Raw genomic sequence first — 13332 nt, forward strand, 5'->3', positions numbered from 1 at the left:
TTTTGCAAGTTTTTGGCTTTTCGCCATACTTTTTGACTTTTACAATAATCAAAATAAGGGGTGAAGTTCTTGAATAAAGGGTACCGGAGTTTTCTCGAACATACTGAAAGCAAGCTTTCACAAAACAATACTTTTACGAATCCTTGCTTCAACACATATCAATTTTCATCGGAATTAGGTAAAGGATATACATCTATATATGAACTTGATTCTTATGCAAGTATTTGTATTGCAAATCATTCATATGTAAAAGATTTTGAGTATGCTGTTACATCTGATGATTCCATATCTATACAACAATATTATTCAATTGATTCGGATCACCATTATCCCAAAGGAGATGTTTATTCTGGGATGCAGTATATTAACTATACTCCTTATAACGAAGTGTACAAATATGTTATCAAAAAAGATATTCCCGCAAAAGTTATAGGAATTCAGCTTATGCCGGAATACTATGAGACCTATCTAAAAAAAGAATTTGGCGGAAACAGCGTAAATCTTAAAGAGGAACTGAAAGCATTTCCACATGGTATTCTTATACCTGAAATATCATCTGTTTTTAATCAAATCAGAAATTTCACAGGCAATAAATATAGTACAAAGTTATTTTTCAAAAGTAAAATCGATGAATTGACTGCTATCAGTATTCAAAAAGCGGATATATTTCGAGGCTTAAATGCAAGTGTTTCCCTTGCGGATCGAAATGCTATTATAGAAATTACGGCATATTTGAATCAAAATTTGTCAAAGAAATTTTCACTGATTGAATTGTCCGCAGATGCCTATATGAGCATTTCAAAATTTAAGTATGTGTTTAAGACTGTTGTCGGTCAATCTCTTTCAGAATATCTGACACAAAAAAGAATGGAGCAGGCTTGTGAAATGTTATCATATAGTAATTTGTATGTTGCAGAGATTGCCTATCTCGTAGGATATAAAAATGCCGGCAGTTTTTCTTCTCAATTTAAAAAATATATGGGAGTACTGCCAAATGATTACAGATTGAACCGCTCCGATATTCATGTAAATTCAGTTTAATATATGATTGGTATTGTAAAATCCGTTAAACAGTTTGATTAACCGACCAAATACAGGAAAAGTGATATAATGAAAAAGTATCAATTTGGATAAATTAAAAGTTGTTGGAGAAAATAATAATGATTTTTAGAGAAATTGATAAATCAAACTATTGGGACTGTATGGCATTGACCATTGATGATAGTCAAGAGGGCTTTGTTGCGGATAACAAACAGTCATTAGTTGAAGCAGCTTATGAAGATGGGCTTTACACTTTAGGAATCTACCGTGAAGATATAATGGTGGGTTTTATTTTGTATGACTATGATGAAACTTTTCCCGGATGGTCTATGAGCCGTTTTATGATAGGGAAGCAATTTCAAGGTAAAGGTTACGGCAAACAGGCTGTAGTAGCGTTTTTTGATTATTTTAAGAAAAAACACAATGCTGATAAACTGTATATAAGCGTATCTTTGGAAAACATTGTTGCATATAAAATGTATACTTCTATCGGTTTCAGGGAAATTAAAGAAATAGAGTACACATTTTGTGATAAGCGTTTTAGAGAAATGCAAATGGTAAAGGAGCTATAACGGAGATACAACTCCCGGTTTATGGGAGCAAGTAAATTGGAATTGTGGAGGGAATTTGAATGAAAAATGCTGTTATATATGTTCATGGTAAGGGGGGTAATGCGGAAGAAGCTAATCACTATAAACAATTTTTTGACGATAGCTTTGAAATAATCGGATTTGATTATAAATCATTAAATCCGTGGGATGCTAAAATTGAGTTTATACATTATTTCAACTCCATCATTTCTAAATATAATAAAATTTATTTAATTGCAAATAGCATAGGAGCATATTTTTCACTAATATCTTTATCAGATATGCCTATCGAAAAAGCGATGTTGATTTCGCCTATTATTGATATGGAAAGAATAATTTTGAATATAATGAAATGTGAAAATATAACGGAAGATGAACTCATTTTAAAGAAAGACATTGAAACTTCTTTTGGTGAATCCTTATCTTGGCAATACTTGAGCTATGTTAGAAAGAATACGATACATTGGGATATACCGACAAATATTCTTTTTGCGGATAACGACAATATGACATCAGTAGAGACCATGACAAATTTTGCGGGTAAAATAAATGCGGACTTAACGGTTATGGAGAATGGCGAGCATTGGTTTCATACAGAGGAACAAATGACTTTTTTAGACAACTGGTTCAAAGAGAATATTTAATCCCAGTTTGTAGGTATAGCTAAATTTGAATTTGTAAAGGAGGTTAAAAATATGAAAAGATATATCGCCTTATTGCGAGGTATCAATATAAGCGGAAAAAACAAAGTGTCAATGACAGAATTAAAGCAAGGTTTTGAAAAACTTAATTATATAGATGTCAAAACCTATTTGAACAGTGGTAATGTGATTTTTTCAGGTGATGAAGCCGATATAGTCAAAACTACAAGCCGGATTGAGGAAATGATTAAAAATCAGTTTAGTTTAGATATTTCAGTTTTTGTCATATCAAAGGAAGAACTTGAGGACATTTTATATCATGCACCCGACTGGTGGGGAGATGAAAGTAAGGAGATTTATGACAATTTAATCTTTATTATGCCGCCCGCTACATTCAAAGATGTATATAACGAAATCGGGGAGCCTAAAGAGGGATTAGAAAAGATAGAGGAATACAAAGAAACGGTATTTTGGTCTTTCAGCCGTAAAAATTACCAAAAGACAAACTGGTGGTCCAAAACAGCAAGTGCAAATATTAGCTCAAACCTAACGATAAGAACAGCGAATACGGTTAGAAAAATAGTTAGTATGTAATAGCTTTTTAACCCCCGGTTTTGCCGAAGTAAAACAATTAAATAAAATCACCAAAAGGAAGTAAAAGCAAACAGCCGATACTTCCTTTTTTTATGTCCGAATTAAGGAGTAAGAGATAAAAATAGAAAAATCCTATCATCTCCCCTTTTCAATCAACCTTATTCCAATTAAACCCAGTATAAGAGAAATTGACAGCATAATAACAATAGGTACTGTTTCAAGTTTTCCGCTTGTTATTGAATGCTGCATATAATACAAGGGAGAAAGATGAGCTATCGTCTTCATCCACTCCGGCATATATTCAATCGGAAATAAAATACCTGAACAAATTCCCAACGGAAAAATAATTCCTGATGATATTCCCCATATAAGCCCTTCGTTTTTAATCACTCCTGCAACAAATATATAGATTCCCGTTGAAATAAAAAGTGCAACGGTAAATATAATTCCCAAATCAACTATGTTAGACTTTCCGAAATCATAGTTTGCAAATTTATAAAACGTTAAAATTGCAAGTGTTGCAATCTCATATACAAACATAATTGCAAAACTTTTTCCCAGAATATAGGTGCTTAATTTTGTCTTGGAATTTTTTACCCTTAATAGTATTCCATTTCCTTTTTCTTGGATTAAAACGGTCGCTAACAAACCTGCCGCTGTCAGTAATTTAAACAGCATCGTTCCGATTGAATAGTTTATGCTTGGTCTTTCCGTAAAGACTTCAGCATTTTTATCCGCATTTTCTATTAAAGGTATTAACGGATTGTTTTCTATACTGCTGTAGTATTTTTCAACTTCTCCGTTACTATTCGTCCGTATCACCAAAGTTCCTTGTGATATTCCTAAAAAATAATCTTTTTCTCTTTCTTCTATCTTCATCATTTTTATGTTTGTTACATTCGGAGCTTTTTCTCCGATATATGCAACGGTCGGGACATTTGAATATGCCAAAGTGATACTTACAAGCACTATCATAAATATGGGCATAATTATCATTGAAACAATGAAGCCTTTTGTATTTCGTAAAACTTTGAAAGTAAAATTAAATGACTGTACCATTTTTTATTCTCCTTTCTATAAAAGCAATACATAATCCTGCAAATCCGAGAATGAAAGCAATCCAAATAAACAGCTCCCTTCCCATATTTACATGTATCAAATTTTTGTAAATTAACTTGTTAGCTAATGTCAATGGAGATATGTACATCAAAACATTCATACATTTTGTATTTGACAATACGGACGTTAAACTCAAAGCTCCTCCGAAAAATCCCATAAACATAACTATCATTAAAATCGTATTGGAAAGCATTGCTCTATTTTGAACGATTAAGCCTATCAGAATTCCGAAAAGCATACTGACTATCGGCATACTGAGAAGAATTAAAATTGACTTTAAAGGTATTTGCATATCAAAAATTACAGCAAATAAAATCAGATTGAAAACAATCATCACTACCGAGAATACATAGTGAGCAAAAAATTTAACCGAAACAAATTTTCGTTTATCTACAATCCTATCCCAAATATGAAGCCTTCTTTCCTCAAATACACTCAGTCCAATCAAAATTGATGCCATTAAAAGCATAAAGTTCAACTCACTCACGGCAAATTGTATTTTTGCATCTAAAATCTGTCCGCTATATGGAACGATTTCTTTCGTAGCATTTATCTTGTGAGTAAACTCGGGACGATGCAATAAATAATTTTTTGTTCCTTCACTCATAATGAATGTAATGATAAAAGGCAGTATCATGACAATGTAATAAACGGGATTTTTAACTATTCCCTTTATCTCTTTTTTAAGCATATTCACCGCCCCTTAAAACTTGCATAAACAAGTCGGAAAGATTGGATTTTTCGCGGCTTACTTCCGACATTTTATCAATAAGCTCCTTTGTATCTCCTTCAAGAATTAATTTTCCTTTATCCAAAAATATTATTTTATTACATAAAAATTCAACTTCGTCCAAATAATGTGAAGTATAAATGATATTTAAACCTTCATTTTTTAAATCTTTAAGATATTCTAAAATTTCACTTCTTGAAATCGGATCAATTCCGACACAAACCTCATCGCAAATCAGCAGCTTAGGATTGTGAACCAAGGCTGTGATAAGATTTAATTTTCTTTTCATACCTCCGGATAAGTCCTTTGCCATGGTAGAAATTTTTTCTTTCAAACCGGCTTTTTCGATTAATTCCAGACTTCTCTCTTTAGCATATTTTTTATCCATTTTATAAGTTGAGGCAAAAAAGAGCAAATTATCCAAAACAGAAAGTTCAGGATAAATCGCAAGTTCTTGTGGAACATATCCAATCTCCCAAATACTCAAATCTACAAACTTCAAATCTCCCTGAAATGAAATATTTTTTGTAATACAGTTAATCAAGGTACTCTTTCCCGCTCCGTTGATTCCAAGTATTCCATAAGCATTTTCATTTTCAAAGCTATAAGAAAAATCCGTAAGCGCAAGGAATTTTTTATACCGCTTTGTTAGCTGTTTTAATTCAATCATAACTATCTCCTTATTTTGGTTTCTATTCTTCCTAATCATCAATGAATATTTTAAGAAGTACATTCATTGAAATTGAATGTATCACATTTTAAATAATAAGTCAATGAATTTTTACGACTTTTTATTCATTGATTGATTTTTTTTAAAATAATTGCTATAATGGACACTGCAAAAAGTTTTATAGGAGAAAAGATGCCGGCTAATTTTACAAAAGAAGAACGGGAAATTTTAATACAAAAATTTTATGAACAAGGATATGTTTTACTCAAAACCTACGGATACAAAAAATTAAAAGTTTCCGATATTGCCGCCGCCATCGGTATCGGAACCGGGACGTTTTATCATTTTTTCAAAAGTAAGGATGAATTTATCATTTGGCTCATCAAAAAAAGAAAAGAGGAAGCTTTTAATCGGTTTTTATTGCTGGCGGAAAAACACCCGAAAGGCATACCCTTTGAAGCTATGGAACAATATTTGCTTGATACTATTTCGCACTTCAATCTTTACCGATTACTTTCTCAAGCCGAGTATAATAAGCTGCAAAAAAAATACGGCTTACTTGATAATAGGAATGAACAAACAAAGGAAAACGGAAAATTTATGATGGAAAAACTTGCAACGTCAAAAACGCTTGAAGACTTTCTTTTGTTTGCGGACGCATTTACAATAATCGTTATCGGCACTTCCGATTTGACTAAATTAAATCCTGAAGTTACCGATGAAGCAACAAAAAAATTACTGCACGCCGCCTGTAAGATGTTGTATTAGAATCAAACATGTTGACAGCCTCAAAATACGCGGATTCTATCGGCTTATAATTAAAATCCGGTCCATCATCTTCCTGCCGATTACCGCTGATTCGTTTTATACACACGTATCGTATATGTTTTTGTACCCGCTTCGCTGAATTCGGGAGTAACGTAGACGGATATCGGATAGTAATACGGATACCCTTCAACGATAGGAATATCTACATCATCACCTTCGATTTTGCATGAAGCCGTACTGCTTACAGGAAGGGCTTTTACGTGTATACGCTTTACATCGGGGGCAATTTGAATGTCGTAAAGGTATGAAGATTCGGCTGAAGGCTCCAGTACCTTTTCTTCCCCATTAACGGTTACCCTTACCGATTTCAAACTTGCGTCCTTACTTTTGGTTGTTTCTTTACGCTCTATTGTAAGGGTATACTGCTTTACGGTAACACCGTCTTCCGCCGTTACCGTGATTGTAAGCGTATTTAAGCCGGCATTAAGATGATAGGTTCCTTCACCGGTAACACGTGCGGCAGGATCGATTGTTTCCGCCGACACTTTTACAGGATTTTCTTCATAGGCGACCGATACCGAATATGCACTTTTATCCTCGGTTACATCAATAGACTTATTACCGACAGTAATGTGCTTTAGTGCCGCGCTGCCGCCTTTTATTCCCGAACCTTCCCGTATTTTTATTTTTTGCGAACTGCCGATATAATTCGAAGCTATTGCATATAAATCGGCATCGCCTGCCTCAACGGTATCGGGAATGGGCAGCACCGCTTTACCGTCTTCGTTTGCATAACCTGCCGCGATGATTTTTATTCCCTCCGCTGTTTTTCGCGTAACGGCGATTTGCGCTTCGGGGGCGGTTTGCACTACAAAATTGCGTCCCGCTTCAATGCCCTTATCATTTTCAAACGTAAATGTGAGTGCTTTCGGTTTTTGTGTATAGGGCATATAAGTGGGGTCGCCTAAAAGATTGTAGATTTCTACGGAATATTTTGTTTTATCGCCTACACTGTTGGAAGCGGAGCCGTGACCGAAACGGTACATTGCACGGTGTCCTGCCTGTAAGGCTTCCCCGATGGTACGAGAGCGATATGCTTTATCCGTGTCTGCACTGTCATAAAGAGAACCTACAATTCCCGGCTTCTCCGTATTGAAGCTGTCTTTACTTCCGCACGTCATTACTATGTTATAGTCGGCATAGGATTCTGCCGAAGCTCCGATATAGGCAACGGCTCCGCCGCTCCCGTTATTCATAAAAGCTTCGCCGAGTGAATAGTATTGATATGAACCTGAAAGGCAGGTAGAAGCAATAACGATAGGATAGACTTTATTGGTTAACTTGCCTGCATGAGCGGTTGTAAACTTACCCAGCCAGCTGTCCCGTAAACCGTGTCCCGTGTACACAACAAAACCTGCACCCTCGTTAATGCGTGCGCTTACCCGATTCGGGAAATGAATCGATACCGGCTCTACCGTTAATTCGGGATAGGAAGATAAGTAGTTTCCGATAGTTCCTGTTTGAACTCCGTTTACATTATCGGAGGTGCGGATAACACGTGTAACCGACGCTTCTCCTTCCCTTATTTTTTCTTCCATGTACATTGTTTTATCTATACATGCTTGAAGCTCTTCGAGAGTCGATACGCAAAACCTCCCGACCGCAGCTTCTTGAAGCCATGCATCGTTATATTCACCTGTTTTGCCGTCATAGCTGCCGTAGTTTCCATCGTATTCACCGTAATAGTAATCGGTAGGGTGCGGCTTTTTATACACAGTGCTTTCAAATGCCGGCACATACCCCGCAGTACCGGAGGTATGGGATGAAACATGGTCTCCTACCAGTAATACAGCCATCATCTTTCCGTTAAGCGTTTTGTAAAAGGTTTTTAATTCTTGCCGGATTGCTTCCGCACTCTTTCCCTCGGCGGCTATAAGAGTTACTTCATGGCCTTGCTTTATTTTATGCTCTCTGTATGTTTTTAAAATAGGGGAGTCCGTAAAAAGCGGGGCGGATACAATAACAAGGTGCGAAATCCCTTGCCTTACATCTTTGGGCTTTATGGGGTTCACCGTATCGGGTACCGTATCTTCTTTACCCTGCGGCTGAGGTGTTTCCTGCGGTTCTTCGGGGCCGGGCTTATTTTCGGCAGTGTTGCCTGTAGAATGCTTAACCGGTATTACAGGATTGTTGCAGCTAAAAAGTAAGGCTGCCGATAAAACGAAAATCGAAAATCTTAATGTATTCATAATCCGCTTCTTTTCCTAATTGATTTTTATTCATTACGCACTTTTTTGTGCTCCTTATAAAATAAATAAAATTTGCAATAGATTCAATATTATTTGAGGTTATCGGTTCATATATTTTATGCTATCGTCGGTGGTGCTTGCGGTGCCTGTACCGGCTGCCGATAATGCCTGCAAAGCGGATAAACGCAGTGCGCCCAACGTGCTGCTGTGTAAAAACAAAACCGTCATCACGATAGATCATAACCTTTCCACCGTCAAAGAAAGCGATTCGATTATCGTCATGGAAAAGGGGAGGGTACACGCTCAAGGCACCCACACCGAACTTTTGGAAAACTCGGAAGTATATAAGAGGTTGTGGCACAAGGGTAATTCTTAATGAGGAATTTTTGAATTGGAAATAAATAAAAAACGTAAATTTAACCGTAATTTTTTTACGGCATACTTGATTTTTATTTGATATTTACCGATAATAGTGTTAAATCCTCTTTGGAGTATATTATGATTAAATCATTTACCGTAAAAAATTTTAAAGCATTTCGAGATACTGTAACTCTTGATTTTTCAGCAACCGGGAACTATGAGTATAATACCGAGGCTGTAAAAGGCGGTATTGTAAAAACAGGTCTTATGTACGGTAAAAATGCCAGCGGAAAATCTTCGCTTGCTTTAGCGCTATTTGATATTGTAGGAAATTTGACTGATAATTATACCAATCCCGGCAATTACAAAAACTATCAAAACATGTTTTCGCCTGAAGAACCTGTGGAATTTGAGTATACATTCAATTTTAAAAATACGGATGTAGTTTATAAGTATAAGAAGAGCAGCAGTAATATATTTATTCAAGAAACACTTATAATTGACAAGAGAATCGTGATAAACTATGACAGGGATTCGAGCGATAAAGACTTTGATGTTTTTTTTTCCGGTACGGAAAACCTAAATAAAGATTTGCCTAATCTGCAAATTTCCGCCTTAAAATGGATTAAAAGTAATAGTGTTCTTGACGATAATATCGAAAATCATCTTTTTAATGCACTCTTTGATTTTGTGAATAAAATGCTTTTATTTTGGTCTTTGGATACCCGCTCATTTGTCGGTTATACATCAAATGATAATGATAAGATCATTGAGAGAATTATCAAATCTAACCATTTTAAAGAATTACAACTTTTTTTTCGGGAAGCCGGATTTACCGATGAACTTGTTCATAGTAACCGCTCCGGCAGTGAAGAAATATATGTTAAATACGGCGAAAAACTATTGAACTTTTATAGCGTTTGTTCTACGGGTATGCGCTCTCTTTTGCTTGTCTATTACTGGCTGCAGGATGTGCGCAATTGTGAAAAATGTCCTTCATTTATCTGTATTGACGAATTCGATGCTTTTTATCACTTTGAACTTTCACGCTTTATCGTAAGGAAATTAAAGGAGCTTGACTGTCAAGTTCTTCTTACCACACATAACACAACACTTTTTACAAACGATTTGTTACGTCCTGATTGTTTTTACATTTGCTCAAAAGAAAAGATTGTCAATGCACATAATGCAACGGAAAAAGAACTCCGCTTAGGTCATAATCTTGAAAAACTGTATAGAGGCGGAATTTTCGGGAAATGATTTTATTTATTCTTGAAGGCGAGAAACGGGAACCTCAAATTTATAAGACAATGCAATACTTGTTTTTAGACTCAGATTCGAAAAATGAAATACTGGTTTCATATTGCAACAATATTTATTCACTCTACAAAAAGATGAAGCAGCATGACATTTTTAATAATTCAGGTTCCGATATTGTTCACATATTAAAAGAAGAACTTTCTGAAAATAAAATAAACACTGTATTAAAAGATATTGAATACAGCGATGGCTTTTCCGAAATATATCTTTTTTTTGACTATGATATACATATACCGGATAAGTTTAACAAAATATCAATTGAAGAGCAAAATAATAATGTTACAGAAATGTTGGAATATTTTAATGATGAAACCGGAAATGGAAAGCTGTATATTAATTACCCTATGATTGAATCAATTCGATATTTTAAAAAGGAATTACCTGATAATGATTACATACATTATACTGTAAATTTAGACAGCAAAAAATCTTTTAAAGAATTGGCAAATGAAGAATCTTTTTATAAAAATATGGATTTTATCAGTTTTAAAATGAATAAAAAAACACTTAAAATAAAAGTTCCTGATAATCCTGAAAAAATCCAAAAACTGAAAAATAATTGGAACCATATAAAAAATTTAAATGTTAAAAAAGCCAATTATATATGTTTTGAAAATGATGTTCTTCCTAAAGTAAAATCGGAAATAAATCAACTTGCAATATTTAAATCTCAAGTCAGTGCGTATGTATTGCCGCACCAAAAAATAGCAATACTCAATGCTTTTCCGTTATTTTTGTATGAATATACACGGTAAAATGAAAAATCTCTAACCGCGCATATACCGCTTTTTAATCCCGCCGCCTCAAGTATGCTTGATACCCGCACGGCAGGCTGTAAGGTACTGTGCCGCGAACGCAAAAACTTAGCCGAGCGGTTACGCAAGGTTCCGCTCAGCTTTCTGAACGAAAAAAACTCAGACGACTTGGTTTCGGTTGTTACCTCCGATGCGGCATTTTTGGAAATTGAAGGTATCGCCGTTATCGAAAAGCTCGCCGCCGGCATTCTGCTTTGAAAAAGAGGTGCTGCACAACATCAATATTTCCGTTCCCGAAAAAACGGTAACCGCTTTGACAGGGCTTTCGGGCAGCGGCAAGAAGACGATTATGAATGTACTCGCCCGCTTTTGGGAGATAAAGAGCCGGAGGATAACAATCGGCGGAGAAAAACAAGCTATAATAAAGGTCGTATTTTTTGCTTGATAAATCTGTGAGGAAGGTGATATGCGCGGTGCGGTAATCGGAAGTTTGTTTCAATCTCATTATCGGTTTGACGGATGCAGGGAAAAGGATTTTAATAGCGTTATTGATGAAAATCCGGTTATCAAAGATGCCGCCGCTGTTTTATGTTTTAATAAAACGCTGACGGACATACATAGCGGAACCCTATCTGCTGAAGATGATTTTTCAAGTTTGCTGCGGAAAAATCTTAACAACTTTGCCGAAGGAACATACTCCGATATTTTTAAAACATGGGTAGAATCTGATAAAAGTCAGCCTTTGAAAATATATGACGACCGCTTTGTTCTGCCTTCCGCCTCTTACTATATCGAGGGAAACTGACCTTTCACTATGGTTTGCTTTATTGCAGTATCTTGCCCACGGCTCAAAAAAACGGTATAGTAGCCGTATTCTTAAAGAAAGAATTTCAAAACAACGGATGTTGGAGGATCTATGAAATTTAATATTGCAAAGCAGGGCGGTATCAAAGCCCGGCTGGTATACGAGGATAAAATCGAAGGAGAGTATCTTACCCATTTAAAAGAAAAAGAACTTTTTTCGGGCAAAGCCGAAGAGGTTTATTATACGCTTGATTCCGATTTAAAAGCCCGTCTTTTTATCGGTTTGGGTAAAGAAGAAAAAATCGATTTTGAAGTTTTACGAAAAACGTTTTTTAAAGTTTCAGGCGAGCTTTTAAAAAACAAGGCCGGCGAAGTTGAACTGAATATTCCCAAGCTGAATAACCTCTGCAATTACCGCATAGCTTCGGCGATTGCGGAGGGCATGCTTCAGGCAGCCTATAAATACGACACATTTAAAAGCGAGCGTAAAGAGGCGCCGGAACTTGTCGTAAACTATAATCCGATAAAGGGCAAAGAACACCGGGCCGAAAAAGGAGTGAACGAAGCGGTAAAGCTTATGGAAGCCGTGTGCCTTGCCCGTGATTTGGTTAATCAGCCTGCAAACGTCATCTACCCTGAAACCCTGGCTCAAACCGCCAAAGACAAACTTGAATCCAAGGGCGTAAAGGTGAGCATTTACGGAAAAAAAGAAATTGAAGACCTTAAAATGGAAGCCTTTCTCAGCGTCGCGCGCGCGAGTGCAAAAGAGCCCAAGCTCATTGTTATGGAGTATTACAACAATCCCGAATCCGATGAAAAAATCGCACTTGTGGGAAAAGGAGTAACCTATGACAGCGGCGGCTATGCGATAAAACCTGCGGACAGTATGGTCGATATGTTTTGCGATATGGGCGGTGCGGCGGCTGTTATCGGAGCCGTGCATGCCCTTGCCGGCTTGGAGGCAAAGGTAAATGTTGTCGGCGTGGTTGCCGCATGCGAAAACATGATTTCGGGCGACGGTTTCAGAAACGGGGACATCATCGGATCGATGAGCGGCAAAACAATCGAAATCATAAATACCGATGCCGAAGGAAGATTAACCCTTGCCGATGCCGTCTATTATGCAACGAATAATTTAAAAGCGGCAAAACTGATTGACCTTGCAACCCTTACCGGAGCCTGCGCTGCCGCACTCGGCGAGCAGGTAAGCGGTGCGGTAACGAATAACGATGAGTTTTTTGCCGAACTTGAGCGGGCAAATCAAAGGGCGGGCGAGCTTGTGTGGAAAATGCCGAATATCGACTATTACAAAAAGATGAACGAATCCAAGGTTGCCGATATAAAAAACAGGGGCGGAAAACTCGGCGGCATGATGTCGGCCGGTCTCTTTGTCGGCTCCTTTCTTGCAAAAGAGGATATTCCCTGGATCCATATCGATATTGCCGGAACCGCCTATATTTCCGAAGCCTACGGTTATTTAAAAGAAAAAGCAACCGGCGTCCCGGTCAAAAGCCTGTATTTTATGCTCAGTAAAGAAACTTGATACTTCATTGACTGCAACCGATAAACGGCCGTAAATCTTCGGATTTACGGCTTTTTTTATTCCCGATTTTATTGTTTTTGTTAAAATATTGAAGAAACCGCATATTTTTACATTTTAAACTTTGAACAAACGTCAAATTTAATATAAA

General features: G+C 36.6%; 14 protein-coding genes and 2 pseudogenes. 12 read left to right on the forward strand and 4 right to left on the reverse strand.

The features are described from left to right. The first annotated feature begins 69 nt into the window (after nucleotides 1-69). The 4 genes from V1L52_RS05200 to V1L52_RS05215 all read left to right on the forward strand — a co-directional run bounded on the left by V1L52_RS05200 (nucleotide 70) and on the right by V1L52_RS05215 (nucleotide 2866). Nucleotides 70-1041 carry a helix-turn-helix domain-containing protein gene (locus V1L52_RS05200; RefSeq protein ID WP_428771304.1) on the forward strand — a complete coding sequence of 324 codons (972 nt, stop codon included), beginning with the start codon at nucleotides 70-72 and terminating at the stop codon, nucleotides 1039-1041. Nucleotides 1042-1160: 119 nt separating this feature from the next. Beyond that, entirely contained in the window at nucleotides 1161-1613 is a 453-nt protein-coding gene (locus tag V1L52_RS05205; protein ID WP_428771306.1) for a GNAT family N-acetyltransferase, read from the forward strand. 59 nt (nucleotides 1614-1672) lie between these two features. Further along, the gene (locus V1L52_RS05210) at nucleotides 1673-2275 is read left to right on the forward strand and encodes an alpha/beta hydrolase (RefSeq protein ID WP_428771308.1); all 603 of its coding nucleotides are present in this window, start codon (nucleotides 1673-1675) and stop codon (nucleotides 2273-2275) included. 51 nt (nucleotides 2276-2326) lie between these two features. Continuing rightward, nucleotides 2327-2866: a DUF1697 domain-containing protein gene (locus tag V1L52_RS05215; protein ID WP_428771310.1), complete on the forward strand. Its 540-nt coding sequence runs from the start codon at nucleotides 2327-2329 to the stop codon at nucleotides 2864-2866. Between the two features lie 135 nt (nucleotides 2867-3001). On the opposite strand, the gene V1L52_RS05220 is transcribed toward V1L52_RS05215, so the two are convergent. Genes V1L52_RS05220 through V1L52_RS05230 form a run of 3 tightly spaced genes read right to left on the reverse strand, consistent with a single transcriptional unit; the run spans nucleotide 3002 to nucleotide 5385 of the window. Next, nucleotides 3002-3925, reverse strand: coding sequence for an ABC transporter permease (locus V1L52_RS05220; RefSeq protein WP_428771312.1), 924 nt, complete (start codon nucleotides 3923-3925; stop codon nucleotides 3002-3004). Next, complete coding sequence (locus tag V1L52_RS05225) at nucleotides 3909-4676, reverse strand: hypothetical protein (protein ID WP_428771314.1); 768 nt, start codon at nucleotides 4674-4676, stop codon at nucleotides 3909-3911. Before V1L52_RS05225 ends, V1L52_RS05220 begins: the two co-directional genes overlap by 17 nt. Beyond that, nucleotides 4669-5385: an ABC transporter ATP-binding protein gene (locus V1L52_RS05230; protein ID WP_428771316.1), complete on the reverse strand. Its 717-nt coding sequence runs from the start codon at nucleotides 5383-5385 to the stop codon at nucleotides 4669-4671. The genes V1L52_RS05225 and V1L52_RS05230 overlap by 8 nt, the downstream gene beginning before the upstream one ends. 159 nt (nucleotides 5386-5544) lie before the next feature. Here V1L52_RS05230 and V1L52_RS05235 point away from each other — a divergent pair, with 159 nt between their 5' ends. Then, on the forward strand, nucleotides 5545-6153 hold the full coding sequence (locus V1L52_RS05235; protein ID WP_428771318.1) for a TetR/AcrR family transcriptional regulator: 609 nt from the start codon (nucleotides 5545-5547) through the stop codon (nucleotides 6151-6153). Between the two features lie 80 nt (nucleotides 6154-6233). On the opposite strand, the gene V1L52_RS05240 is transcribed toward V1L52_RS05235, so the two are convergent. Beyond that, on the reverse strand, nucleotides 6234-8402 hold the full coding sequence (locus V1L52_RS05240; protein WP_428771320.1) for a C25 family cysteine peptidase: 2169 nt from the start codon (nucleotides 8400-8402) through the stop codon (nucleotides 6234-6236). Nucleotides 8403-8532: 130 nt separating this feature from the next. Between V1L52_RS05240 and V1L52_RS05245 the strand changes: the two genes are divergently transcribed. The 7 genes and pseudogenes from V1L52_RS05245 (at nucleotide 8533) to V1L52_RS05275 (ending at nucleotide 13184) form a co-directional block, all read left to right on the forward strand. Further along, a complete protein-coding gene (locus V1L52_RS05245; protein ID WP_428771867.1) occupies nucleotides 8533-8778 on the forward strand; it encodes a hypothetical protein in 246 nt (81 codons plus the stop codon). Between the two features lie 122 nt (nucleotides 8779-8900). Beyond that, on the forward strand, nucleotides 8901-10022 hold the full coding sequence (locus V1L52_RS05250; RefSeq protein ID WP_428771322.1) for an AAA family ATPase: 1122 nt from the start codon (nucleotides 8901-8903) through the stop codon (nucleotides 10020-10022). After that, nucleotides 10019-10837 carry a hypothetical protein gene (locus tag V1L52_RS05255; RefSeq protein WP_428771324.1) on the forward strand — a complete coding sequence of 273 codons (819 nt, stop codon included), beginning with the start codon at nucleotides 10019-10021 and terminating at the stop codon, nucleotides 10835-10837. The genes V1L52_RS05250 and V1L52_RS05255 overlap by 4 nt, the downstream gene beginning before the upstream one ends. A gap of 24 nt (nucleotides 10838-10861) precedes the next feature. After that, nucleotides 10862-11086, forward strand: a pseudogene (locus tag V1L52_RS05260) (ABC transporter ATP-binding protein); the annotation flags it as partial. A gap of 7 nt (nucleotides 11087-11093) precedes the next feature. Next, nucleotides 11094-11243 (forward strand): annotated as a pseudogene (locus V1L52_RS05265) (ATP-binding cassette domain-containing protein); the annotation flags it as partial. 60 nt (nucleotides 11244-11303) lie between these two features. Then, nucleotides 11304-11642, forward strand: coding sequence for a hypothetical protein (locus V1L52_RS05270; RefSeq protein ID WP_428771326.1), 339 nt, complete (start codon nucleotides 11304-11306; stop codon nucleotides 11640-11642). Between the two features lie 111 nt (nucleotides 11643-11753). Next, nucleotides 11754-13184, forward strand: a complete 1431-nt coding sequence (locus tag V1L52_RS05275; RefSeq protein WP_428771328.1) for a leucyl aminopeptidase — start codon at nucleotides 11754-11756, stop codon at nucleotides 13182-13184. Nucleotides 13185-13332 lie beyond the last annotated feature (148 nt).

Source organism: Treponema sp. HNW (assembly GCF_050320395.1).
Taxonomy (GTDB): Bacteria; Spirochaetota; Spirochaetia; order Treponematales; family Treponemataceae; genus Treponema_C.

Bases quoted from the DNA above. Each gene is read 5' to 3' on its own strand.
- V1L52_RS05205 (WP_428771306.1), top strand. From the start codon at position 1,161: ATGATTTTTAGAGAAATTGATAAATCAAACTATTGGGACTGTATGGCA.
- V1L52_RS05210 (WP_428771308.1), top strand. From the start codon at position 1,673: ATGAAAAATGCTGTTATATATGTTCATGGTAAGGGGGGTAATGCGGAA.
- V1L52_RS05215 (WP_428771310.1), top strand. From the start codon at position 2,327: ATGAAAAGATATATCGCCTTATTGCGAGGTATCAATATAAGCGGAAAA.
- V1L52_RS05220 (WP_428771312.1), bottom strand. From the start codon at position 3,925: ATGGTACAGTCATTTAATTTTACTTTCAAAGTTTTACGAAATACAAAA.
- V1L52_RS05225 (WP_428771314.1), bottom strand. From the start codon at position 4,676: ATGCTTAAAAAAGAGATAAAGGGAATAGTTAAAAATCCCGTTTATTAC.
- V1L52_RS05230 (WP_428771316.1), bottom strand. From the start codon at position 5,385: ATGATTGAATTAAAACAGCTAACAAAGCGGTATAAAAAATTCCTTGCG.
- V1L52_RS05235 (WP_428771318.1), top strand. From the start codon at position 5,545: ATGGACACTGCAAAAAGTTTTATAGGAGAAAAGATGCCGGCTAATTTT.
- V1L52_RS05240 (WP_428771320.1), bottom strand. From the start codon at position 8,402: ATGAATACATTAAGATTTTCGATTTTCGTTTTATCGGCAGCCTTACTT.
- V1L52_RS05250 (WP_428771322.1), top strand. From the start codon at position 8,901: ATGATTAAATCATTTACCGTAAAAAATTTTAAAGCATTTCGAGATACT.
- V1L52_RS05255 (WP_428771324.1), top strand. From the start codon at position 10,019: ATGATTTTATTTATTCTTGAAGGCGAGAAACGGGAACCTCAAATTTAT.
- V1L52_RS05270 (WP_428771326.1), top strand. From the start codon at position 11,304: ATGCGCGGTGCGGTAATCGGAAGTTTGTTTCAATCTCATTATCGGTTT.
- V1L52_RS05275 (WP_428771328.1), top strand. From the start codon at position 11,754: ATGAAATTTAATATTGCAAAGCAGGGCGGTATCAAAGCCCGGCTGGTA.